We start from the raw sequence: 25,127 nt of genomic DNA on the forward strand, positions 1-25,127 counted from the left end.
GTGACTAACACCAGCGAATAAGGTACTATCCTCGCCAAACCACCGCCGGGTGTCCCGCCGTTGTGGGCCACGATGTGAGGATGAGAAATTAATGAGTGAACTGACTCAGGATGGTGCAGAGCGTCTTGCCCTGCACACATTCACCGAGAATGCGTACTTAAACTATTCGATGTACGTCATCATGGACCGCGCCCTGCCTTACATTGGCGACGGATTAAAGCCGGTTCAGCGACGTATCGTCTACGCCATGTCCGAACTGGGACTGAGCGCCAGCGCAAAATTCAAAAAATCGGCGCGTACCGTAGGTGACGTGCTGGGTAAATACCATCCGCACGGCGACAGCGCCTGCTATGAAGCGATGGTGCTGATGGCGCAGCCGTTCTCCTACCGTTATCCGCTGGTCGATGGCCAGGGTAACTGGGGTGCACCGGATGATCCCAAGTCGTTCGCGGCGATGCGTTACACCGAATCCCGCCTGTCAAAATATGCCGAGCTGCTGCTGGGTGAGCTGGGTCAGGGGACGGTCGATTATCAGCCGAACTTTGATGGCACGCTGCAGGAGCCGAAGATGTTACCGGCGCGCCTGCCCAATATTCTGCTGAACGGCACCACCGGGATTGCCGTGGGTATGGCGACCGATATTCCGCCGCATAACCTGCGCGAAGTGGCTCAGGCCGCCATCGCGCTGATCGACTCGCCGAAAACCACGCTGGAACAGCTGCTGGATATTGTCCAGGGGCCTGATTATCCTACAGAGGCGGAGATCATCACGCCGCGTGACGAGATCCGCAAAATCTATCAGACCGGTCGCGGCTCAATTCGCCAGCGTGCAGTCTGGAAGAAGGAAGAGGGCGAGGCGGTGATTACCGCGCTGCCGCATCAGGTGTCGGGCGCGCGCGTGCTGGAGCAGATTGCGAACCAGATGCGCAATAAAAAGCTGCCGATGGTGGAGGATCTGCGTGATGAATCGGATCACGAAAACCCGACCCGCCTGGTGATCGTTCCGCGCTCCAACCGCGTCGATCTCGATCAGGTGATGAACCATCTGTTCGCCACCACCGATCTGGAAAAGAGCTACCGCGTTAACCTCAACATGATCGGGCTGGATAACCGCCCGGCGGTGAAAAATCTGCATGAGATCCTGACCGAATGGCTGGTGTTCCGCCGCGATACGGTCAAACGTCGTCTGAATCACCGCCTGGATCGCGTGCTGCGCCGCCTGCATATCCTGGAAGGTTTGCTGGTTGCGTTCCTGAACATCGATGAAGTGATCGAGATCATCCGTACTGAGGATGAGCCTAAGCCGGTCCTGATGTCACGCTTTGGCATCAGCGAAACCCAGGCCGAATCGATCCTCGAACTGAAGTTGCGCCACCTGGCAAAACTGGAAGAGATGAAGATCCGTGGCGAGCAGGCGGAGCTGGAAAAAGAGCGCGATCAGCTGCAGGCCACGCTGGCCTCTGAACGCAAGATGAATACCCTGCTGAAAAAAGAGTTACAGGCTGACAGCGCCAGTTACGGCGACGATCGTCGTTCGCCGCTGCGTGAGCGTGAAGAAGCCAAAGCCCTGAGCGAAACCGAGCTGGTGCCGTCTGAACCGGTGACCATTGTGCTGTCGCAGATGGGCTGGGTGCGTAGCGCCAAAGGCCACGATATCGATCCAGCCGGACTCAGCTACAAAGCCGGCGACAGCTATCTGGCTGCGGCACGCGGCAAGAGCAATCAGCCGGTGGCTTTTATCGACTCCACCGGCCGCAGCTACACCCTGGATCCGACGTCGCTGCCTTCCGCGCGCGGGCAGGGCGAGCCGCTGACCGGCAAGCTGACGCCACCGCCGGGTGCGGTAGTTGAACAGGTGCTGATGGAGCCGGATGATCAGCGCCTGCTGATGGCCTCTGATGCGGGTTACGGCTTTATCTGTACCTTCAGCGATCTGGTGTCGCGCAACCGCGCCGGTAAAGCGCTGCTGACGCTGCCGGAAAACGCTCGCGTGATGACGCCGATGGCCGTCCATCATGAAGATGACATGCTGCTGGCGATCACCCAGGCGGGACGGATGCTGATGTTCCCGGTCGGGGAGCTGCCGCAGATGTCGAAAGGCAAGGGCAACAAAATCATCTCGATTCCATCCGCGGAAGCGGCCGCCGGTCAGGACAAACTGGCCTGGCTGATGATTTTGCCGCCGGGCAGCGCTATCACGCTGCACGTGGGCAAGCGTAAAATGCTGCTGCGCAGTGAAGAGCTACAAAAATTCCGCGCCGATCGCGGACGTCGCGGCACGCTGTTACCGCGCGGCCTGCAAAAAATTGATCGTGTTGAACTGGATGCGCCTGCGCGTCCGGCGAGCCCGGATAGCGAAGCGTAAACTACCCGGCTGACACCGCGTCAGCCGTGGCTCAATGAGGGAACTATGTTACTGATTCTGCGTGCCATTATTGTGGTCATCTATTCGATCTTAGTCTGTATATCTGGCTGTATCTGGTGTCTGTTTTCACCGCGCAATCCGCGTCATGTCGCCACATTTGGCCATCTGTTCGGCAAACTGTCGACGGTGTTTGGCCTTAAAGTAGAACTGCGCAGACCGGAAGGTGCTGAGAATTATGGTAATGCGATCTACATCGCGAACCATCAGAACAACTACGACATGGTCACCGCGGCTAAAATGGTGCAGCCCTGTACGGTGACGGTGGGCAAGAAGAGCCTGTTGTGGGTGCCATTTTTTGGCCTGCTCTACTGGCTGACCGGTAACCTGTTGATCGATCGCGATGACCGTGCAAAAGCACGCGGCACGATCGGTCAGCTGGTAGATGAGTTTAACAGTAAGCGCATCTCTATCTGGATGTTCCCGGAAGGGACGCGCAGCCGTGGCCGTGGCCTGCTACCGTTTAAAACCGGTGCCTTTCACGCCGCTGTGGCGGCGGGTGTGCCGATCATTCCGATTGTGGTCTCCAATACGCATGGCAAGATCAACCTCAATCGCTGGAAAAACGGGCTGGTGATCGTTGAGATGCTGCCCCCGATTGATGTAAAGGCTTTCGAGTCGTCGTCGGTGCGTAAGCTGGCGACCCACTGTCGCGAACTGATGGCGGCAAAGCTGGAAGAGCTGAACGCCGAAGTCGCAGAACGCGAAAAAAACGGAAATATCTGACCGGCGAACCATTCGCCGAACTATCCTGCAGGGATGCCGCACGGCGGGGCACGTCCGCCCACCGTGAACGCAGCACAGCAAAAACAGATCAATAAAAACAGGGTCGGCGCTTAGCGCCACGCGTAAAGGGTCAGAAGTTTTATGTCTTTCAGCAGACGTCAGTTCATCCAGCTTTCTGCCGGAGCGGCGCTTAGCGCCAGTGTACTACCTCATGCGGCGCGTGCCGCTTCTTCAGCTAATGGCGACACGCCACTTCCGGTTCCGCCGTTGCTGGAATCCCGTCGCGGCCAGCCGCTGTTCCTGACAATGCAGCGCAGCCACTGGTCTTTTAATGGCGACAACAACAAAGTGCCGGTGTGGGGCATTAATGGCCTCTATCTTGGCCCGACCGTCCGGGTTTACAGCGGCGATGACGTTAAGCTGATCTACAGCAATCGTCTGAACGAGCCGGTCTCCATGACTATCAGCGGCCTGCAGTTGCCGGGTGCGCTGATGGGTGGCGCGCCGCGTATGATGTCAGCCGGTGTCGACTGGTCGCCGGTGCTGCCGATTCGTCAGGCGGCCTCAACCTGCTGGTATCACGCCAACACGCCGAACCGCATGGCTCCGCACATCTATAACGGACTGGCCGGGATGTGGCTGGTGGAAGATGATATTGGCAGGCAGCTGCCGTTGCCGAAGCATTACGGCGTCGATGACTTCCCGATTATCATTCAGGACAAGCGGCTCGATAACTTTGCCACGCCGGTCTATGACCCGCCGCAGGATGGTGGTTTCCTGGGCGACACGCTGCTGGTGAATGGCGTACGCAATCCGTTTGTGGAGGTATCACGCGGCTGGGTGCGTCTGCGTCTGCTGAACGCGTCGAATGCGCGCCGTTATGAGATGGTGCTCAGCGACAATCGCCCGTTTATGGTCATCGCCAGCGATCAGGGCTATCTGCCTGCGCCGGTGGCGGTGCAGCGCCTGTCACTGGCGCCAGGCGAACGCCGCGAAGTGCTGGTGGATATGTCGCAGGGCGATGAAGTGTCGATTACCGCAGGTACGGCGGCGGGCATTATGGATCGGCTGCGCGGCTTCTTTGAGCCATCCTCCATTCTGACGTCAACCCTGATCCTGACGCTGCGGCCAACCGGCTTGCTGCCGCTGGTGACGGATAATCTGCCGATGCGGCTGCTGGCCGATCAGATTCTGGATGGCGTGGCGGTTCGCACCCGTGAATTCCGCATCGGTGACAGCATGCCGGGCATTAACGGCGCGATCTGGGATATGAGCCGCATTGACACCACGGCACAGCAGGGCACCTTTGAGCGCTGGATCCTGCATGCTGACCGGCCACAGTCGCTGCATATCCAGGGCGTGATGTTCCTGATTAAAAGTGTGAATGGTGCACAGCCGATGGGCGAAGATCGTGGCTGGAAAGATACGGTGTGGGTCGATGGCAGCGTGGAACTGATGGTCACTTTCCCGCAAAGTTCGTCAGATCACTTCCCGTTCGTCTATTACAGTCAGACGCTGGAACTGGCCGACCGCGGTACTGCCGGTCAGCTGGTGGTGCAGCCCAGCGCATAACAGCGCGGTCAGGCAGGGAGAGCCCGCCTGACCGCGTTAATCGTTAGCTGCCCCAGCCGCAGGGCAGATAAGGTGAGCTCACCCGGTGACGCCCAGCCTTAGTTAAAGGTTTCCGGATCCGGCCCCAGACGATTGCCGCTGTCCAGCTTGGCAATATCGCTCACTTCATGCTTGTCCAGACGGAAGTCGAACACCTTAAAGTTTTCTTCAATGCGGGCTGGTGTCACCGACTTCGGAATCACCACCAGGCCGCTATCCAGATGCCAGCGGATCACGATCTGTGCCGGCGTCTTGCCATATTTCTTCGCCAGCGACTTGATGATCTCCTGATCGAAGACCCCTTTGCCGCCCTGCGCCAGCGGACTCCAGGATTCGGTCTGGATCTGATGCAGTGCGTTCCACGCATGCAGCGTGCGCTGCTGTAGCATCGGGTGCAGCTCAATCTGGTTCACCACCGGCGTGACACCGGTTTCATCCAGCAGTCGCTTCAGATGCGCCTCATGGAAGTTACAGACGCCGATACTTTTAGTCAGCCCCTGCTGCTGCAGTTCAATCATCTTCTTCCAGGCATCGACATAATTGTCTTTTTCCGGGCACGGCCAGTGCATCAGATAGAGATCAACCTGCTCCAGTTTCAGTTTCTCCAGGCTGGTTTCCATCGCCTGCTGAACGTTCTGCTGATCGTCGTTCCAGAGTTTGGTGGTCACGAAAATCTCTTCACGCGGCACGTCAGTTTCCTGCAGTGCCTGGCCAATCGCCTCTTCATTCTTATAGGCGGCGGCGGTATCGATTGAGCGATAGCCGACCTCCAGCGCTTTCAGCACCGCATGACGTGCATCTTCAATGCTGGCCTGCCACACACCGAGTCCGAGTTGCGGCATCATATTGCCATCGCGCAGTTTGATAATGGGTTGGTCTGCCATAGTTGCTCCTTTCCGTTGCGGTTAATCCGTGAGATTTCACTGTGCTTAAGTCTAGCCAACAATTCTCAGCCTGCTTAGCTGAGGCAAAAACAGCGGTTCTGCCGCATGCCCGATCCGGTAAATTTCTTGCCTGATTCTCCAGGCTGCTGGTGATTCAGGCATTCGCACGGCACACTGGTTTTTTGCCCGTAAAAGGAGTCCCTATGGCGCATGATGCCCTGTGTCACCGGCTGGCGCAGCAGGTCGTCACATTAATGACCCATGGTCACGACCGTCTTTGCCCGGTCGAAAATGTGTCGCTGATTTACGCTAATCAATATCGTCCCCGTACGCCGATGATGTATCAGCCCGGCATTGTGATCCTGTTTCAGGGCAGCAAAACCGGCTATCTCGGCAGCACGGTGTTTCAGTATGACGCCAGCAAGTACCTGATGCTCACCGTGCCGCTGCCGGTGGAGTGCGAAACCTGGGCCTCGCCAGAGGTGCCGATTGCCGGGCTGTGCCTTAATGTCGATACCGCCAGCCTGCAGGATCTGCTGATTGAAATCGGCGATGACGATCAGTTCCAGCCGCAGCCGCAGACCTCGGGGATCCACTCGGCGTGGCTGACGGAACCGATGCTGTGTGCCGCTGAGCGGCTGCTTGATGTGATGACCCAGCCGCGCGATGCGCGGGTGCTGGGGCCGCACATCGTGCGGGAGATTATCTACTACGTGCTGACTGGCCCGATTGGTGGTGCGCTGCTCTCACTGGTGAGCCGACAGACGCAATTCAGCCTGATCGCGCGTGCCCTGCGACGGATTGAGAATCACTATGCGGAAAACCTCAGCGTCGATGCGCTGGCGGCGGAAGTGAACATGAGCGTTTCAGCCTTTCATCATAACTTTAAAGCGGTCACGCAGACGTCGCCCCTGCAGTATCTCAAGCGATATCGCCTGCATCAGGCGCGATTGCTGATGCTGCACGATGGGCTGAAAGCGAGTGCGGCGGCGGTGCGGGTTGGCTATGAAAGTCCCTCACAGTTTTCGCGGGAATTTAAGCGCTATTTTGGCGTGACGCCAGGGGAAGAGGTGAATCGTGTGCGGCAGACAGTAGCGGATCCGTCCGCCTGAGTGGCGGCGGATCCTGATGCTATGCGCTGACGTCAGGCCTGTTTCTGCCGACGCTTTTTCCAGATAACCAGAATGCTGCCGAACAGTCCGAGAAACAGCAACACCATCGGCAGTATCATCAGGATCGCCATCACCTGATCTTCATGACGCTTGATGAACGGCACCTGGCTGATGCCATAGCCAAACGTCACGACGATGCCAACCCACAGCACGCCGCTGAGCCAGTTGAAGAGCTGAAAGCGACCATTCTGTAAGCCCGCAATGCCCGCCATGGTCGGCAGGATCGTCCGGATGAAAGCCAGAAAACGGCCGACCAGCAGCGCCATCAGGCCGTGACGGTTAAACATATTCCAGGCGCGCTGGTGATACTGCGCCGGAAGATGCATCAGCCAGCTCTTCACCAGCCGGGTATTCCCCAGCCAGCGACCCTGCAGATAGCTCAGCCAGCAGCCCAGGCTGGCGGCGGTGGTGAGGATCACCATCGTCGGCACAAAATCCATTACCCCTTTTGCCACCATCGCACCCGCCAGCAGCAGCAGGCTGTCGCCCGGCAGGAAAGAGGCGGGTAACAGCCCATTTTCCAGAAACAGCGTCAGGAACATCACGCCGTACACCACCCACACCACATCCGGATTTGCCAGCGCGGCAAAATCCTGATGCCAGAGCGCGTGGACAATCTCGTGTAAAACACCCATTTGCTATTCCATCACGTCACAAGGAACTATCCGTCTGCATTCAGGCAATCGGTCGCGGCGCTGCGCAATAAATGCAGCGACCTCACTGATGACCTGAACGGTCTGGGATAAATTTTAACAATAAATGAGCAGCAGCCCGGCAAACTCTGCGGGTGGCCGCTACCCGGTTCATCTTCTGTTTAGCCTCTGTTTATCTTTTACCTGAGTTTATTAACGCGTCAGGCGCGCAAAACCGGCGTCCAGGTCGGCCAGCAGATCGTCAACGTGCTCCAGACCAATATGCAGTCGCACCAGCGTACCGGTGAAATCGACTCCACCCGCCGGACGAATCGCGGCCAGCTCTTCCGGCTGATTCGCCAGGATCAGCGATTCATAGCCGCCCCAGGAGTAGGCCATGCTGAAATGATGGAAGTGATCGAGATATTCCGCCAGCTGGGGCGCGCTGAGTTTTTCCTGCAGGATAAAAGAGAACAGGCCGCTGCTGCCGTTAAAATCACGCTGCCAGAATTGATGACCTTTGCTCTGCGCCAGCGCCGGGTGATTAACCCGCGCCACTTCGGGACGCGCGGCCAGCCATTCTGCCACCTGAATCGCGCTCTCTTCATGCTGACGCAGACGGGTGCCCAGCGTGCGGAGACCCCGACTCGCCATGTAGGCGGTATCGGCATCGACCATCTGACCCATCAGATAGGAGTTCTCGCGCAGCTGATCGATACAGCGCGCATTGGCGACCGCCGTGCCGATCATCGCATCGCTGTGCCCAATCAGATATTTGGTGCCCGCCTGAATCGAAATATCGATGCCGTGCGCCAGCGCATCAAATAAGATACCGGCCGCCCAGGTGTTGTCGATCATGATGATCGCCTCGGGCGCTTTAGCGCGAACCGCCGCCACAATCGCCGGAATATCCTGAACTTCCATCGTGATAGAGGCCGGTGATTCCAGGAAAACGACCCGGGTATTGGGCTGCACCAGCTCACCGATTTCACTGCCGATGCAGTGATCGAACCAGCCCGTTGAAACCTGCAGCTTAGTCAGGATTTTAGTACAGAAATCCTGGGTCGGTTCATAGACTGCGCCACTCATCAGCACGTGGTCGCCCGCCTCGACAAACGCCAGAATCGCGTTCGCCACGGCAGCCGCGCCGCAGGGGTAGAGCACACAGCCTGCGCCGCCTTCCAGCTCCGTCATCGCATCCTGCAGCGCAAAGTGCGTCAGGGTGCCACGACGGCCATAAAAGAGTTCGCCTTTTGCCCGACCGGCGGTGGCGCGTTTCTTCTCCGCGACCGTATCAAAAACCAGCGAGGAGGCCCGTTGAATCACACTGTTCACCGAGCCCTGGGTATAACGCTTGCTGCGTCCTGCACTGACGAGCGTGGTATCAATTTTTCTGGTGGTCATGAGTCGCCTTTGCCGCTTCTGACTAAGCCCTCACGTTACCACGAAACGACCAGCAGGGTTGAGACTCAATGGTGATTATCAGAGTGCTTCGCAGGATGAAAATCGGGTCCGCCACCGGACCCGATTTTGCCGACGCTACATCACGCCCATCAGGCGCGGTAACCAGAGGGAGATGGCGGGAATATAGGTAATCAGCATCAGCACGATAAACAGCATGCCGTAAAACGGCAGCATGGCTCTGACCACCTGCTCGATTTTCTGCTTACTGACCGCACTGGCGACAAACAGTACCGTACCGACCGGCGGGGTGATCAGGCCGATCCCGAGGTTGGTCAGCATGATCATGCCAAAGTGAACCGGATCGACGCCAAGCGCGGTGGCGACCGGCAACAGCACCGGCGTCAGGATCAGGATCAGCGGTGCCATATCCATCAGCGTCCCCACCACCAGCAGCAGGATGTTGATACACATCAGGATCACATATTTGTTATCGGAAAGGCTGGTGAACGCCTCGGTGATAATCGTCGGCAGTTGCATGAAGGTCATCACCGCGCCAAATCCGGCGGCAAAGGCGATCAGCACCATCACGATGGTGACAGTCTTAATGGTGCGGAACAGCAGGATATGCAGCTGGTTCCATTTAAAGTCGCGATAAATAAACATGGTGACGAAAAAGGCCCAGATACAGGCGATCGCGGCGGACTCCGAGGCGGTAAAGATACCGGAGAGAATGCCACCCATGATGATCACCACGGTAAACAGGCCCCAGAACGCGTCGAAGAAGATTTTCAGCGCCTGACGAAACGGAATACGTTCTCCTTTGGGATAGCCGCGTTTATGGGCAAAACCCAGGCACATTATCATCAGGCAGCCACCCAGCAGCAGGCCGGGAAAGATACCGGCAACAAACAGCGAGGAGATGGTCACCATGCCGCCGGTCGCCAGCGAGTAAATCACCGAGTTGTGGCTGGGTGGCGTCAGCACCGCCTGCACTGAGCCGCTGGCGGTGACGGCGGCGGCGAAATCACGCGGATAGCCTTTCTCCTCCATCTGCGGAATCATCACCGAGCCTATCGAGGCGGTATCCGCCACCGATGAGCCGGAAATCGCGCCAAAGAAGGTGGAAGCGACAATGTTCACCAGCGACAGGCCACCGCGGATAAAGCCGACAAAGATATAGGCGAAGTTGACCAGCCGCCGGGCAATCCCACCCTCCGCCATAATCGCACCCGCGAGAATAAAGAACGGGATAGTCAGCAGCGAAAATTTGTTAATGCCGTTGGTCACCTGAATCACCACCGCTTCCAGCGGCAGATCGATCCACCAGGCGCCAATAAAGGCGCTCAGCCCCACCGCAAAGGCGACCGGAAAACCCACCATCAGCAACACCAGCAAACTGCCTATCAAGATCAATGCATCCATTTTTCTGCTCCGCGTTAGTGGGTGCCGCCCAGCGTGACAATCGGCCGCTGGCTCTGATCGCCGGTCAGCAATCGCTCAACAACAAACAGCAGGGTGAAGATCGCGCCAATCGGAATCGGCAGATACATCTCGCCGTAAGTTACTGCCGGTAATGAAGCGAGCGTCTGCACCCACATCGCTTCGCACAGGCTGTAACTGGCCTGAAAGATCACCAGACAGGTGATGATCATCAGCAGATCGCTGACGCGCAGCATCAGGCGCTGTCGGGCGGGTGACAGGCGATCGGTAACCATGGAAACGCAGATATGCGTTCCGGCCCGCAGTCCGACCGGTGCGCCAATAAACGTAAAAATGATCATGCAGATAATGGCCACCGGTTCCGGCCAGGAGAGCGCGCCGTTCATCACGTAGCGGGCGAAGATCCCGATCGGGATCACCGTCACCATAATCATCAGTGCCACGGCGGCAATCAGCATGCACAGCAGATAGAGCCCATCCATCAGACGTGTATAAGCAGCCATAATTGATACCTGATTAAGCACGCCACACGGCAGTGTGGCGCGGAAGGGTTATTTCACCTCAGCGATCCGGGTCATCAGATCCTGATATTTGCCGCCAAACTGATCGCGCACCGGCTGGGTCGCTTTGACGAAGTAGTCACGGTCGGTCTGCTGGAAGGTGACGCCACCCGCCTTCATTTTGGCGATCGACTCCTCGGTATAGGTCGCCCAGAGCTGGCGCTCCTCATCCTGCGCCTCTTTGCCGAGCTTCTTCAGCAGCGCCTGATCCTCAGGTTTCAGGCGATCCCAGGCGCGTTTTGAAAACAGGATCATCTCTGGCTGGATAAAGTGGCCGCTGAGGGTGTAGTACTTCGCCACCGGCATATAGTTATGGGCGACAAAGGTCGGTGGATTGTTCTCGGTGCCATCGACCACGCCGGTCTGCATCGCACTGAACACTTCACTGACGCCCATCGCCACCGGATTCGCGCCCATCGCTTTCAGCGTCGCCAGCGAGATGGCGCTGTTCTGCACCCGGATCTTCATGCCTTTCAGATCTTCCGGTTTTGCCAGCGGCTTCTTGGTGATCATGTTGCGCTCACCGGCATCGGTCCAGCCCAGGAACACCATGCGGGCGTTGGGATCTTTATCGAATTTGTCGGCAATCTCGCGGCCTATCTCGCCATCCAGCACTTTGTGCATGTGGTCAATGTCGCGGAAAATGTAGGGCAGGGTCAGCACGCTGGTTTCCGGGGCGATCGAGGTGACTGGCGCCAGCGACACACGGATCATGTCGATTGCGCCCAGCTGCACCTGTTGCAGCGTCTGATCTTCGTCCCCCAGCACGCCACCGGCGAAGAGCTTCATCTCCAGCCGTCCATCGGTGGCCTGTTTGAGTTTGTCGCCCATGTGCTGCAGGGCGACGACGGTCGGATAACCGGCAGGCTGGACTTCAGCCACTTTGATCACCTGTGCCGTGGCGGTGGCGCTCATCATCATCGCCGCCAGGGCACTGGCCAGGCATGTTTTCGTCATTCTCATTATTTTGTCTCCCGCTGAGGTAGGACGGCGTCCGGCGTCGGGGGCTAACCGGAGAGAACCGTGTGGAGCCAGCATAGTGAAAACGCGCGCCAGTAAAATGCGGCAATGCTGATTGAATGAATGCCATCACATTTTGAAACGATGTTTTAATAAATTTTCATGCAACTTCACATTTTCGAAACATCCTTGTCAAAAGTGTTTAAACCTGGTCAATTGCGGGTAAATGGCGTAGATCAGCTTTGTAAATACTAATGAGAACTACTATCAATTCGCCGTCGTTTTGCTATTATTCGCGCTTGTCTCGCATCCCTGAATCAGAAGTTGGAGAAGCAGCGTGGTAGCCAGTGATTTGATGCAAACGGACCTCTCCGTTTGGGGCATGTATCAACATGCCGATATCGTGGTAAAGGTGGTCATGATTGGCCTGTTATTGGCCTCAGTGGTGACCTGGGCGATCTTCTTCGGCAAATACGCCGAACTCAGCGCCGCTAAGCGCCGCCTGAAGCGCGAGCATCTGGCGCTGAGCGAAGCCCGCAATCTGAATGACGCCGCCCGCATTGCCCAGTCGTTTACCGGTCACAGCCACAGTGTGGTGCTGCTGAATGATGCGCAGAATGAGCTTGAACTGTCGGCTGGCGTGGAAGATACCAACGGGATTAAAGATCGCACCAGTTTCCGCCTTGAGCGCCGCGTCGCTGCGTTCAGCCGCCATGCAGGCCGGGGCAATGGCTTCCTGGCGACCATCGGTTCGGTTGCGCCGTTTATCGGCCTGTTCGGCACCGTATGGGGCATCATGAACAGCTTTATCGGCATCGCTAAAACCCAGACGACGAACCTGGCGATTGTTGCACCGGGTATCGCCGAAGCGCTGCTGGCAACCGCGATTGGCCTGATCGCTGCGATTCCGGCGGTGGTGATCTACAACGTCTTTGCCCGCATGATCGCCAACTACAAAGCCTCGCTGGGTGATGTCGCCGCTCAGGTGATGCTGCTGCAGAGTCGTGATATCGATCTGGGCACCGTCGCCACTGATGTTCCGCGTCCTGCGACGGCTCAGAAACTGCGCTTAGGGTAAGTTCTTATGGCAATGCGATTAAACGACGATCTGGAAACGGATGGTGAAATGCATGAGATCAACGTGACGCCGTTTATCGACGTCATGCTGGTTCTGCTGATCATCTTTATGGTGGCCGCGCCGCTGGCCACGGTCGACGTACGCGTCAATCTGCCCGCCTCAACCAGCGCGCCGCAGCCGCGCCCGGAAAAGCCGGTTTACCTGTCGATTAAAGCGGATAAGCAGCTTTACGTCGGTAACGATCAGGTCACGCCGGCGTCGCTGGTTAACGTGCTGACTAACCAGACCCAGGGCAATAAAGAGACCACCATTTTCTTCCAGGCGGATAAGTCAGTCGATTATGAAACGCTGATGAGCGTGATGGATAAGCTACGCACGGCGGGCTATCTGAAAATTGGTCTGATGGGCATGGAAACCGTGAAGAAATAGCGGGTTATCCGGCTCAGGAAAAAGGCGACTGTTCAGGTCGCCTTTTTTATGGCTGCTCTCCAGCCCTATAAAATCAGGCAAATCAGGGCCAGGGTAATCACTTATGCTGCCTGAGCTGAATTGTTAATTGGTTGTTACTTATGTACATAGATTTGTAAAGTGCAATGGTGAGCCAGGTCACATTAATCCCGCATCAGGCAGGCTAAAACGGCTAAAAAACAACAGGAAGCCGTTATGAGTCACACCCCCTCTTTACAAAAGCCGCCGAAAAGTGCCGCCCGAACCATCTTCACCGTCACCAGTGGTAACTTCCTGGAGATGTACGATTTTATGGTATTTGGCTACTACGCCACTGCCATTTCAAAAACCTTCTTTCCCGGCGATGACCCGTTTGCCTCCCTGATGCTGACCCTGATGACTTTCGGTGCCGGCTTCCTGATGCGCCCGTTGGGGGCGATCATCCTCGGTGCCTACATCGACCATCATGGTCGTCGTAAAGGGCTGTTGCTGACGCTGGGCTTAATGGCGATGGGCACCCTGACTATCGCGCTGGTGCCGGGCTATGCCACCCTGGGCGTGGCAGCGCCGATTCTGATCCTGCTGGGACGGCTGTTGCAGGGCTTCTCGGCGGGCGTGGAGCTGGGTGGCGTGTCGGTCTATCTGGCCGAAGTCGCGCCCAAAGGACGCAAAGGCTTTTTCGTCAGCTGGCAGTCGGGCAGCCAGCAGATTGCGGTGATCTTTGCTGCTCTGCTGGGCCTGATGCTGAATCATCTGCTGGCGAAAGAGGCGGTGACGGAGTGGGGCTGGCGTATCCCGTTTGTGATCGGCTGTCTGATTGTGCCGTTCCTGTTCTATATCCGCCGGATGCTGGAAGAGACCGAGGCGTTCAGCAAACGTAAACATCATCCGAGCATGACGGAAATCATGCGGTCTGTCGCCAGCAACTGGGCGCTGGTGCTGGCGGGGATGCTGATGGTGGTCACCACCACGGTGATGTTCTACATGATCACCGCCTTTACCCCGACCTTTGGTAAAACGGTGTTGATGATGAGTGACAAGCAGGCGTTCCTGGTGACGCTCTGTGTCGGTGTCTCAAACCTCATCTGGCTGCCGCTGATGGGGGCGTTGTCGGACCGCGTCGGTCGCCGTCCGCTGCTGATCATTTTTACCCTGCTGATGATTGTCACCACCTGGCCGGTGCTGCACTGGCTGGTGGGATCGGCCAGCTTCGCTCACCTGCTGGAAGCGGAACTGTGGCTGTCGTTTCTCTATGCCAGCTATAACGGTGCGATGGTGGTCTATCTGGCGGAGATCATGCCTGCTGAAGTGCGCGCTGCCGGTTTCTCCATGGCTTACAGCCTGGCGACGGCGCTGTTTGGCGGCTTTACGCCTGCCATCTCCAGCTACCTGATCCATGCCACCGGTGACAAAGCGATGCCGGGCGTCTGGCTGACCTTTGCCGCAGTCTGTGGGTTAATCGGCACGTTGCTGATTGGCCGGATGGTGAAGCAGTATCAGACCCGTCACAGCGGCACGCCGGTCAGTGCTTCACTCTAAAACGACAAATCGACCACCACGCTGTCGCTGTAGTTTCCGGCTGGCGGCGTGTTCTGCGTGGTCAGGATGCGCGCGGTGTAGTTAAAACCGCGCGTCAGTCCATCCGTGGATACCGCCGTCGAGGTGGTACTGCTCCAGCGTTCAGTGCCTGCCGATCCCCAGCGATTGCTGGTGGTGCTTTTATAAATTTCATAGCTCAGCCGATTCGCGCCGCTCGCCATATTCCTGACGCTGCCCACCGGATAACTGCCGTTGCTCAGCCCGACGGTATAGGTGCTGCCTTTGCTGCACAACACGTTGATGGTCTGTGATACGGCGGAGAAGCTGCCGACCAGCGGCGCGCTGCCAAAGCTTATATTCGGCGCGGTGATGGTGGTGCAGTCATTGGTAAGAATGGCGGTGATATTAATCGGGATGACACCGCTGCCGTTCTGCTCGCTTAAACAGATATTGCCAATCGCAACGCTGGTGCAGATGCGATAAGTCACGGCCATATTCAGCGTCAGCTGGTAGGTCCCGGCGGCGACCACCTGACCGGGAACGGTGCGCAGATAGACCGGGATGGCGAAGTTAAGGCTGCCCAGCAACCCCGCCAGGTTGATCAGGGTCTGCGAACCATAGACAAATGGCGTGCCGCCAATCGTCAGTTCGGTAGCGCAGGCCGTGTCGGTGCAGAGCCGCACCGGCACATTATCGCTGCCGGTATCACCGCTGCGTTTCAGTGTGCCGCGCGTGCCGTTGCTATTGGTCGCGCCCGTCAGCTGAAAGGTGATCTGGTTATTGCCCAGCAGCGACAGCCCGGCACCCGCGCCACAGTTGACGTTGGCATTCGTGGTGGTGGAACTGACGGTGGTGTTAGCCACAAAGGTTGTGACTGAACCGAAACTGGCGGTCGATGCGGGCAGGGCGCAGGCGGCGTAGCCCAGCGACGGCAGTAACAGCAGCAGGCCAGCCAGTATTACAGATTTCATCATGGTCGGTTTCCGGACGTAAATGATTCAGCGGGAGAGGGGGCGCTGCCTGCGGCAGGGGCGGGCAGCGCACAGGTCAGGGGGCCGTAAGTTTTCAGCGCCTGCGGCTGACCGCTGGCGATGCGCAGTTCGGTTTCGCACTGGCGGCCATCGGGCGTCACCACCTGCATCGGGTTACTGGCGGCGAGATCTTCCATCCAGACGATGCCATCCCAGCCGACATACTCTGTGGGATGATCGGGACGCTGCACCAGGCTTGATACCGGCAGCGGCTGGCCCTGCGCATCGACCAGGATTACGCTGGCTGAGCGCAGTTTCTCCACCGGGAAGTTGAGCAGATAGCCGCTCTGGCGTTTCACCGCAAAGCGCTGCTCAACCCGTGGCGTGGTCATATCTGCCGGCAGGTCGAGGGTGTCGATATCATATTTGGCCGGGTAGTAGCTGCTGATGGCGGGCACCAGCAGATAACCCTGTTGATTGGTGCGTCCCATCGACTGATTCTCGTAGCGCACGTTAACGTCGGGATAGTTGGTCTTCACCAGCACAAAGGCGTCGTTGATCTCGTTAGCGGCAAAGACGCTGTTGTCCATTAACACCAGCGCACCCGAGAGATCGGCCCACTGGGTGAGGTTGTCATCATCGCCATAGAAGCCCGCCGAGGTATCAATCTGGTTGTTGCGATAGCGCAGACTGCCCTGACGATAATCGCCGCTGTCTCCGCTCTGATTCGCCCAGGAGGCATCCCAGGCGAACCCGCCGTCGCTGGGCATGGCGCGTGAGGCATAAACGCGCTGACTGTCGCGGCCACGCTGGTCGCGTTCGTTGCTGAGGGCCACGCTGCCCTGTTCGCCAAACGGGATCACCAGCGAAATCGCCCCGGTCCAGCTTTTCTCCTGCTGATCGCGGCTGGCCGAGACATACAGACTGCTGTTACCCCACAGATTTTTACTCCATGAGAGGTTCCACAGCCGGGTGCGATCGCCCTGACCGTCGGTGATGTCGATGAAAGCGGCACCGACGCTGCCAAAGCGGTTCAGCGAGACGCTGGCGCTGTACTGAGCACTGCGGCGTGAGAGTGCGTAGCGGCTATCCGCCTGGCTACCGGCACGGCTGCCGACCAGCGCCAGATTGCCGAAGTCGCTGCTGCGCTGGGTCTGTTGAGTGCCGATGTTGAACCAGCGGTTGTTGTACTGATATCCCCAGCTATATTGCCTGCCGCTCTCGCCATCGAGCTGACTTTGCGCCACCGCGCCGTTGACCACGCCCCAGCTGCCGACGCGCAGCTGACCACCCAGCCCGCCCATCGCCAGCGTTTCGCTGCCTTCGGCGTGGCTCTCCAGCGTCAGCCAGTCGGTCATACCGTAACGATAAGAGCCGCTGGCCGCTGCCTCACCATAATCGAAGTTCTTTATGCCATAGTTTTCGCGGATTGCCCCGGCAGAGAAGGCGTAATCCGACAGCCCCGATTTCAGCAGGTTACTGGAGACGTAAAACGGCATGGTGGTGGTGACACGGCGGCCAACCGCATCGGTGGTAGTGATCACGGCATCACCTGCGCCGTTAACGAATGGCACATTGGTCATCGACCAGGGGCCAGGCTGCACGTTCGCCTGGCTGGAGCGATAGCCATTAATAAACAGATCGACGGTGGAAGGGACGGCGGCCTGACCGGAAAAAGCGGGCAGCGGATAGGTCACCAGATCGGGACGGACGCTGAAGTCGCGACCGACGCGGATGCCACCGAGCCGCACGCTGCTGCTCCAGGCCAGCGAGTCGGTGACCAGATCGCCGACCCGCCAGCTTACTGCCGCATTCTCATCTTCATTGCTCCACCAGGTGTCGTAGCGGATATAGCCATCATCCTGATAAGTCGTACTGCCTTCCAGCTGCTGTTGCCAGACGCCATTAGTGGAGAAATGACCGGCATCACCAAACAGCCGCAGTTCGTTCCAGGCGGACAGGCGGGAGCCACTGTTATCCGTGCGGCTGGCGTAAAGATCATAATTAATCAGCGCGCCGCTGCTGGTACGGCCCGGATAGCGCGGTCCGTTCTTCGCCTCGCCAATCACCTGACCGGGCAGCCACTCAGGCGGTACGGTCAGCAGCAGACGCTGTCGCGCAGCGTCATACTCCACTTTGATGGGTTGCAGGCTGCTGACATCGACCTGCGGCTGCTGGCCCAGCTTATCCGCTGGCAGGCCGGCACGCTGCAAATCGCCACTGCGAATCCAGAAATGACCGTCGCGCTGCTCTGCCGGCACAATATTGCCGTTCTCCTGCTGGTTAATCACCAGCTCCAGCATATATTGCTGACCGTTGCTGCTGGTCTGCAGGCTGGGTGGCGGGGGCAGGGATGAGTAAGTCTCCGCCAGCACAGGATCCGGCGTAACAGCGTAAATGACGCTGGCCACGGCCAGCGCGCAGGGATGCAGGGAAAACGGTCTCATTCAGCGCTTACTTCTGGGCAGCGCTGCGCCACTGGCTCTTGTTAACCTCTGCGGTGAGTTCGCCGCTCACCGGCGAGGTGAGCGGCCAGCGGTGATAGCTGTCAGCCAGCACATAGCCGTATAAGCCTTCGCCCAGTTTGCGACCGCCAATCGCCACATTGCTCAACCGGGCGTGACCGCTGCCGCTGTTGGTTAACTGGAGCCAGCGCCTGCCGCCCTCGCTGACCTGTTGCCAGCGCAGAGCCGGGCGAGCGCTGTCTGTGTTCAGCCCGGTACCATAAACAAACAGCGGCACCGAATAGCGCATCTGGAAGGTCAGCCCGGCCTGATTCTCGCCGGGATTACGCGGGGTCGGGATCTCATCCAGCACCACCCGATAGGCCAGCTCTTTACCGGCCGCAGGCGGCGTCTGTTTAATCAGCCTGACCAGCTGTTTCTGGCCTGGCTCCATCCGCACCATCGGCGGGCTGGCGACTACCTGCTGCTGAGTCTGATACTGCTCCTGGCCATTGTTCTGCTGCCAGCTGAAGACGCGGATCTGCATCATGGTGGTGCTGTTACCGCGATTCTCCAGCCAGAGTTCGCTGGCTTTCTCTTCAGGATTAATGGCGGGATCGATGGGCCAGATCATGACCGAATTCGCGGCGAAGGCCGGGGAGAGCAGGGTGGAACTTAGCAGCAGCAACAGGGCGCGCAGTGGCTTCATGATCATATCCTTGTTTTCTATCACCTCACCAGCTCAGGGTGACGGTCAGCGTGTCGGTATAAACGCCGGCGCGCGCAGTGCCGGGCAGTTGTAGCTGACCGTAGATCGGCAGCGTAATGTTATTGGCATTGCTATAACTCAGCGGCACCGCCTGATTGACCGGGATCACCGTGGTGCGGCTGGCGTTGCTAAAGAGCGTGTAGGGAACGGTGTTGCTGAAATTGGGCAGCTTCAGGTTACGGGTCGTGGTGAAATTGTTGCCCTGATTAATGCTCATGCTCAGCGTGGTGCCCGGTGTACAGGCGAGATTAATCGAGGTGCTCTGCAGAAAGCTGGCGTTGACGGTATTCGCCGCCACGCCAGACTGCGTACCGAAATTAAGCGTGCCAAAGACGCCGGTATTGGTACCGGATATCACGCAGCCTGCCACAATCGACGCGGTAACCTGGAAGGTGCTGGTTGGCAGACTCCAGGCGCTGATACTCCCTGTCAGCAGGGGCAGACCGCATGCGATCGTCAGGCAGGATCGCCAGAGAACCACCCGTATTTACCTGCGACAGCAGTTAATAGTTCACGGCAACGTTAATCGTGTCGGTATAGGTTCCGGCAGGGATCAGGGGGTTAAAGCCGCCGCCGACCACCCGGCCATAGATGGCGTAGTTGGTCCCCAGCGTCGGATCGGTGGTACCGCTGGCGGCGATAGGCGTATTGTTGGCGATCGCCGTGGTAAAGGAGGCGTCACTGTAGAGGGTATAGGCGATGCCCTGCGCATTATCCGATCCCAGCACCAGATAACGCGGCGATGCAGAGGCGGTGCCGTAGATGGTCGCTGGCGCAGCATTGCTGCTGGTGACCACCACGTTGTAATCCTGACCGGTGGTGCAGCGCACAAAAATACCGTTACCAGCCGCACCGACCAGTGTGGCGTTCAGGGTATCGAACGTGGCTGCGCTGCTACCAAAGTTCAGGGTACCGAAGTTAACGCCCGCCGTAGCCGACTGGCCGTTCACCAGACAACCGGTGGTCAGGGTTAACGTGGCATTGATGGTTCCCGAGGTCGTCGCCGCCTGGGTTAATGACGGAATAGCGACAGTTAATCCTGCAGCGGCAAACAGAAAAAGCTTGAGTTTCATAATATTTCCTTACGGATTATCCAGAGTCAGTGCTTTTTCACCCGGTGTTTATTAACGATTCAACCCAAAATAAAGGAAATAAAATAACAAGGGAGGCAGTGCCGCTATCTTAAGAAAAATCTTAGACTTAAGAGTGCTGATTTATATCAGTTTTACTTACTATAGAACAGTTAAAGCGTTACGCGAAGCCTTGCTATTTATTTTTGATTAATCAAAACGTCACTCCGGCCGATAACCCAGTAACAGCAAGGCGCGAAGACGAGGCGATAAAACAAAATTCTTTGTTTTTTCGGTATCTGGCATGCTTTCTGCTTCGGTGATATGTTCCTGTACCAATCAGACATAATAACGGTTTACCGGCTTGCTCTGCGGGCGGCTAATAAGATGCAGGTTATAAATGGCCAGCGTCGGCGGGCGCGTTTTGCCTGACCTTCAGGACCAGAAAATACCGAAATTTAATCACTTTCACCCATCGGGTGTTTTCAGATCACTTATCAGACTGTACACAGCACCCGTTTCTCCGCGGGTGGTGAGGAGTTGCACATGTTGCCTGTCACCTGGGATAGCGTCCTGATCTGCGTTTCGCTGATCGTGGTGTTCATTGCCTCTTTTACAGCCCTGGATACTGCCGGACGGGTAGCGGTATCCCGTGGCTGGAGCGCCCGGTTCTGGCTGTTGGTGGGCGGCATCGCAATGGGGATTGGCGTCTGGGCAATGCACTTTATCGGGATGCTGGCGATGATGATGCCGATGATGATGCGCTATGACACGCGACTGACGATCCTCTCGCTGCTGGTGGCGATCCTGGCGTCTGTGCTGGCTTTTGGCCAGACGGTGGGTGGCCTGCATCTCACCCGCCAGCGGCTGCTGCGCGGCACGCTGATCCTGGGCGCGGGTGTGGTGGTCATGCACTATCTTGGTATGTATGCCCTGCTGATTGAACCGCAACCGGAGTGGAATGCGCTGCTGGTGGCGCTCTCTGTGCTGATTGCGTTTGCGGCCTCTGGCCTGGCGCTGTGGCTGGCCTTTCATCTGCGCCAGGGCGATCATCATCTGATGCTGATGCGCGGGCTGGCCTCTCTGGTCATGGGCATCGCCATCGCCGGTATGCACTATGTGGGTATGGCGGCAGCAGAGTTCAGCCACAGCAGTATGATGCAGCCGCACGGCGTCAGTAATGCGGGCCTGGCGGTGTGGGTGACGCTGATTACTTTGACTATTCTGGGTGTCACTCTGCTGAGTTCGATGCTGGATGCGCAGCTGCGCGCCGCGCGTCTGGCGACCCGCCTCAATCGCGCTAACCAGGAATTGCGTCAGCTGGCGATGCATGACAACCTGACCACGCTGCCCAATCGTGTAATGCTGGAGCAGCAGCTCGATCTCGCCATTAAACAGGCGATGCTTAATGAGCATCGCTTTGCCGTGATCTATATGGATCTCGATGGCTTTAAAGCGGTCAATGACACATGGGGACATCACGTCGGTGACCGGTTGCTGGTGGCAGTGGCGGAACGGCTGTGTAGCCAGCTCAGCAACACGATGCTGCTGGTGCGTCTGGGAGGCGATGAATTTGTGCTGATGGCTGAGTGCGATATCAGCGCAGCCCGCCAGCTGGCGCAAAAACTGGTTAAAGTTATCAGTTCGCCGTTTGAACTTGACCGCTATGTGCTGCACGTTTCACTCAGCGCGGGCATTGCGATCTTTCCGCTGCACGGTCGCAACCGGCAGGAGCTATTGTTTAATGCTGATGCGGCGATGTATCACACCAAACACAGCGGACGAAACGGCTGGTGCCTGTTTGAACCAGCCATGAGCGCCGCGACGCAGCATCAGCTGGAGCTGGCGAACGATCTGTGGGAGGCGATAGAGCGCGAGCAGATGCGGCTGTTCTATCAGCCCAAATTCTGTTCCGGCGGCACCAGGTTAATGGGATTCGAAGCGTTGTTGCGCTGGCAGCATCCGCAGCGCGGTTTACTGACGCCTGAGCTGTTTCTGCCGCGCGCCGAAAAAACCGGTCAGATTATTGCGCTGGGTAACTGGGTGATCGGGGAGGCCTGCCGTCAGCTCAGGATATGGCACAGCCAGGGCCACAGTGACTGGACGGTATCGGTGAATCTCTCCGCGTTGCAGTTTCACCAGCGTGATTTGCTGACTATCCTGACGCAGACCCTGGCGCGTTACCAGCTGCCAGGCAGCGCGCTGATGCTGGAGATCACTGAAGCGATTGCCATGCGCGATCCCGCTTTCAGCCAGCAGCGCATTCGTGAATTGCAGCAGGCGGGTGTCAGCGTCGCGATTGATAACTTCGGCATCGGCTATGCCAACCTGCTGCATCTCAAAGATCTGGATGCCAGTGAACTCAAAATTGATCGCAGCTTTATCAACTGCCTGCGGCCCGGCAGTGAAGATGCGACCGTAGTCAGCGCCATGCTGACCCTGGCGCAGAGCCTCAATCTGCGCATGGTGGCGGAAGGGGTGGAGACTGAAGAGCAGCAGCATTTGCTCACCAGCTTAGGCTTTGATGCGTTGCAGGGCTATCTGCTGGGCAAGCCGACGCCAGCGGACCGGGTTGAGGCGCTGAGTTTTCCCTCACTGCGACAGCCGGTGGCGTCACTGTCCGGCTGACTGTGTTGATAGCAACGATAGATTTCATCACTCAGAATGAGTGGAAGGATGCAGGGTTCGCGGCTCATTAACCGCCGGGCTGTGCCGATAACTAAGAGAATAATTTTAAAACCCTCTGCCCAACCACAAGCTCTGCTTTCGCGGGAATGCACTATGTTAGCGACCTCATACGACTCTTTTATTGTCATCGTCTCCGTTCTTGTCGCGATGCTGGCTTCGTTCACCGCCTTAGATATGGCGGGACGGGTGGTGCATTCAACCGGCAAAGTTGCGCTGGTCTGGCTGTTCGGCGGCGGTTTTTCCATGGGCATCGGCATCTGGGCGATGCACTTTATCGGCATGCTGTCGATGAACATGGAGATGGTCATGAGCTACAACGCCGGGCTCACCGCCTTTTCTGCGGCCATCGCGGTTTGTGCGTCGATATTTGCGCTGTGGCTGGTCTGCAATGGCGATCTGCCTTTGCCGCGCCTGGCGGGCGGCGCGCTGATCCTCGGCAGCGGCGTAGTCGCGATGCACTACACCGGCATGGCGGCGCTGATGTTCTCCCCCGGTATCGTCTGGAAATGGGGTTGGGTGGCGCTGTCGGTAGCGATCGCCCTGGCCGCCTCTGGCACAGCGCTGTGGCTGGCGTTTAACCTGCGGGAAGGACAGACCAGTCGGGTCACCCTGCTGCGCATTGGCGCATCGGTGGTGATGGGCTGTGCGATTGCCGGCATGCACTACACCGGCATGATGGCGGCAGAGTTTCCCGTCCACAGTCATCCGGTCGGGCAGGGCGTCAACAGCAACTGGCTGGCGATTCTGGTCACGGTGGTCACTATTTCGATTCTGGGCATTACCTTGCTGGTGTCGATGCTGGATGCGCGGATGCAGGCGCGTACCTCGATTCTCGCCAGTTCGCTGGCTGAAGCCAATCGCGAGCTGGCACAGCTGGCGTTGCACGACAACCTGACGCGGCTGCCTAACCGCATCCTGCTGGAGGATCGGCTGGAGCAGGCGATCAACAAAGCGAACCGTGAGCAGAGGCAGTTTGCCCTGATGTTTATGGACCTCGATGGGTTTAAGGCGGTCAACGACGCGTTCGGGCACCACATTGGCGACAGTCTGCTGGTCGGCGTGACCGAGCGCATGAGCGAGCAGATGACCGGCTACTTCACGCTGGCGCGGCTTGGCGGTGATGAGTTTGTGCTGCTGGTGGAGATCGACGATCCCAATGATGCGGCGGCCATCGCCGATAAGCTGGTCAAAGCGGTGGATCGTCCGTTTGATATCTCACGCTATGAGCTGGTGGTATCGCTGAGTCTTGGCATCGCGGTCTATCCCGGCGATGGCGTGGATGAGCGCGAACTGATGTTCAACGCCGATGCGGCGATGTACCACACTAAAAATAATGGCCGCAACGGCTACACCTTCTTTCAGCCTTCTATGAACATTCAGGCCCAGAGCCAGCTTCAGCTGAATAACGATCTCTGGCAGGCGCTGGATCATGATGAACTGCGCCTGTTCTATCAGCCAAAATATTGCGCGCCGAGCGGTCCGATTCTCGGTTTTGAGGCGCTGCTGCGCTGGCAGCATCCGCAGCGCGGCCTGCTGTCGCCCGATAAATTTCTGCCAATGGCAGAAAAGACCGGAATGATTGTCAATATCGGCAACTGGGTAATCCATGAAGCCTGTCGCCAGCTGCGCCAGTGGCATCTGCAGGGCCATCCGCACTGGTCGGTGGCGGTGAACCTGTCGGCGTTGCAGTTTGAGCAATCGAATCTGGTGAAGACGGTAGTGGATGCGCTGGAAAAACATCAGATTCCGGCCGAACTGCTGACGCTGGAGGTGACGGAAACCACCGCGATGCGCGATCCCGATGAGAGCGTGCGTATTCTGACTGAGCTGACCCAGCTCGGGGTGAAAGCTTCAATTGATGACTTTGGCACTGGCTACTCCAGCCTGCTCTATCTGAAACGGCTACCGGCCAGTGAACTCAAGATTGACCGGGCCTTTGTGAACGAGCTGCAGCATCACACAGAAGATGCCACCATCGTGTCGGCGATAGTGGCGCTGGCGCAGTCGCTGCAATTGAAAGTGGTGGCCGAAGGCGTTGAAACCGCTGAGCAGCAGGCCTTCCTGACCAGCCTGGGCTGTAATACGCTGCAGGGCTATCTGCTGGGCAAGCCGGTTCCCCCGGAGCGGGTGCCGGAGCTGGCTGATTATGTGGTGGCAGAAATTGAAGAGGCAATTGCGGAAGTGAGTCTTAATGCCGAAGCCGAAGCCGAAGCCGAAGCCGGGCAGCCGCTGACGCCGCAGGTCGCTGTGATCTGACCTGCCTGAAGCCGTGAAGAATCAGCGCAATCGGATAAAGCGATTCGCGCCGCC

General features: G+C 57.9%; 20 protein-coding genes. 9 read left to right on the top strand and 11 right to left on the bottom strand.

All coding sequences use genetic code 11. The features are described 5' to 3' along the window. The first annotated feature begins 91 nt into the window (after positions 1–91). From parC to ftsP, 3 genes are all read left to right on the top strand, one after another. The gene (gene parC, locus NR201_RS12990) at positions 92–2,365 is read left to right on the top strand and encodes a DNA topoisomerase IV subunit A (RefSeq protein WP_010671122.1); all 2,274 of its coding nucleotides are present in this window, start codon (positions 92–94) and stop codon (positions 2,363–2,365) included. A gap of 45 nt (positions 2,366–2,410) precedes the next feature. Beyond that, positions 2,411–3,148, top strand: coding sequence for a 1-acylglycerol-3-phosphate O-acyltransferase (locus NR201_RS12995; RefSeq protein WP_010671121.1), 738 nt, complete (start codon positions 2,411–2,413; stop codon positions 3,146–3,148). Between the two features lie 141 nt (positions 3,149–3,289). Further along, the gene (gene ftsP / locus NR201_RS13000; protein ID WP_010249023.1) at positions 3,290–4,720 is read left to right on the top strand and encodes a cell division protein FtsP; all 1,431 of its coding nucleotides are present in this window, start codon (positions 3,290–3,292) and stop codon (positions 4,718–4,720) included. Between the two features lie 98 nt (positions 4,721–4,818). Here the strand turns inward: ftsP and dkgA are convergent, their stop codons facing one another. After that, positions 4,819–5,643, bottom strand: coding sequence for a 2,5-didehydrogluconate reductase DkgA (gene dkgA, locus NR201_RS13005; protein WP_010249022.1), 825 nt, complete (start codon positions 5,641–5,643; stop codon positions 4,819–4,821). A gap of 203 nt (positions 5,644–5,846) precedes the next feature. Here dkgA and NR201_RS13010 point away from each other — a divergent pair, with 203 nt between their 5' ends. Then, positions 5,847–6,755, top strand: a complete 909-nt coding sequence (locus NR201_RS13010; RefSeq protein ID WP_010249021.1) for an AraC family transcriptional regulator — start codon at positions 5,847–5,849, stop codon at positions 6,753–6,755. 32 nt (positions 6,756–6,787) lie between these two features. Here the strand turns inward: NR201_RS13010 and NR201_RS13015 are convergent, their stop codons facing one another. From NR201_RS13015 to NR201_RS13035, 5 genes are all read right to left on the bottom strand, one after another. After that, the gene (locus NR201_RS13015) at positions 6,788–7,450 is read right to left on the bottom strand and encodes a DedA family protein (RefSeq protein WP_010249020.1); all 663 of its coding nucleotides are present in this window, start codon (positions 7,448–7,450) and stop codon (positions 6,788–6,790) included. A gap of 210 nt (positions 7,451–7,660) precedes the next feature. Then, on the bottom strand, positions 7,661–8,851 hold the full coding sequence (gene metC, locus NR201_RS13020) for a cystathionine beta-lyase (RefSeq protein ID WP_010671119.1): 1,191 nt from the start codon (positions 8,849–8,851) through the stop codon (positions 7,661–7,663). Between the two features lie 135 nt (positions 8,852–8,986). Beyond that, entirely contained in the window at positions 8,987–10,273 is a 1,287-nt protein-coding gene (locus NR201_RS13025) for a TRAP transporter large permease (protein ID WP_010671118.1), read from the bottom strand. Positions 10,274–10,287: 14 nt separating this feature from the next. Then, positions 10,288–10,794 (bottom strand): TRAP transporter small permease, encoded by a 507-nt coding sequence (locus NR201_RS13030; RefSeq protein WP_010671117.1) that lies wholly within the window; start codon positions 10,792–10,794, stop codon positions 10,288–10,290. A 48-nt stretch (positions 10,795–10,842) separates the two neighbouring features. Further along, positions 10,843–11,814 (bottom strand): TRAP transporter substrate-binding protein, encoded by a 972-nt coding sequence (locus NR201_RS13035; protein ID WP_010249015.1) that lies wholly within the window; start codon positions 11,812–11,814, stop codon positions 10,843–10,845. A 352-nt stretch (positions 11,815–12,166) separates the two neighbouring features. On the opposite strand from NR201_RS13035, the gene exbB reads away from it, so the two are divergent. The 3 genes from exbB (at position 12,167) to NR201_RS13050 (ending at position 14,875) form a co-directional block, all read left to right on the top strand. Next, positions 12,167–12,889 (top strand): tol-pal system-associated acyl-CoA thioesterase, encoded by a 723-nt coding sequence (gene exbB / locus NR201_RS13040; RefSeq protein WP_256849838.1) that lies wholly within the window; start codon positions 12,167–12,169, stop codon positions 12,887–12,889. Between the two features lie 6 nt (positions 12,890–12,895). Beyond that, positions 12,896–13,318, top strand: coding sequence for a TonB system transport protein ExbD (gene exbD / locus NR201_RS13045; protein WP_256849839.1), 423 nt, complete (start codon positions 12,896–12,898; stop codon positions 13,316–13,318). Positions 13,319–13,552: 234 nt separating this feature from the next. After that, entirely contained in the window at positions 13,553–14,875 is a 1,323-nt protein-coding gene (locus tag NR201_RS13050) for an MFS transporter (RefSeq protein ID WP_010671115.1), read from the top strand. Here NR201_RS13050 and NR201_RS13055 read toward each other — a convergent pair. From NR201_RS13055 to NR201_RS13075, 5 genes are read right to left on the bottom strand one after another with little or no spacing between them, the layout of a single operon-like run. After that, complete coding sequence (locus tag NR201_RS13055) at positions 14,872–15,849, bottom strand: spore coat U domain-containing protein (RefSeq protein ID WP_010249011.1); 978 nt, start codon at positions 15,847–15,849, stop codon at positions 14,872–14,874. The two genes, NR201_RS13050 and NR201_RS13055, sit on opposite strands and share 4 nt — an antisense overlap. Continuing rightward, positions 15,846–18,293 (bottom strand): fimbria/pilus outer membrane usher protein, encoded by a 2,448-nt coding sequence (locus NR201_RS13060; protein WP_187511326.1) that lies wholly within the window; start codon positions 18,291–18,293, stop codon positions 15,846–15,848. The genes NR201_RS13055 and NR201_RS13060 overlap by 4 nt, the downstream gene beginning before the upstream one ends. Before the next feature lie 7 nt (positions 18,294–18,300). Next, on the bottom strand, positions 18,301–18,999 hold the full coding sequence (locus NR201_RS13065) for a molecular chaperone (protein ID WP_010671112.1): 699 nt from the start codon (positions 18,997–18,999) through the stop codon (positions 18,301–18,303). Between the two features lie 25 nt (positions 19,000–19,024). Then, complete coding sequence (locus NR201_RS13070) at positions 19,025–19,540, bottom strand: spore coat U domain-containing protein (protein ID WP_039388136.1); 516 nt, start codon at positions 19,538–19,540, stop codon at positions 19,025–19,027. 22 nt (positions 19,541–19,562) lie between these two features. Beyond that, positions 19,563–20,132 carry a spore coat protein U domain-containing protein gene (locus NR201_RS13075; protein WP_033758818.1) on the bottom strand — a complete coding sequence of 190 codons (570 nt, stop codon included), beginning with the start codon at positions 20,130–20,132 and terminating at the stop codon, positions 19,563–19,565. Positions 20,133–20,675: 543 nt separating this feature from the next. On the opposite strand from NR201_RS13075, the gene NR201_RS13080 reads away from it, so the two are divergent. Together NR201_RS13080 and NR201_RS13085 are read left to right on the top strand one after the other, a co-directional pair. Continuing rightward, a complete protein-coding gene (locus NR201_RS13080; RefSeq protein WP_172608896.1) occupies positions 20,676–22,757 on the top strand; it encodes a bifunctional diguanylate cyclase/phosphodiesterase in 2,082 nt (693 codons plus the stop codon). A gap of 153 nt (positions 22,758–22,910) precedes the next feature. Continuing rightward, positions 22,911–25,073: a bifunctional diguanylate cyclase/phosphodiesterase gene (locus tag NR201_RS13085; protein ID WP_052271476.1), complete on the top strand. Its 2,163-nt coding sequence runs from the start codon at positions 22,911–22,913 to the stop codon at positions 25,071–25,073. The last annotated feature ends 54 nt before the right edge of the window (positions 25,074–25,127 follow it).

Source organism: Pantoea sp. Fr-CA_6, from assembly GCF_024520895.1.
Lineage (GTDB): Bacteria > Pseudomonadota > Gammaproteobacteria > Enterobacterales > Enterobacteriaceae > Pantoea > Pantoea agglomerans.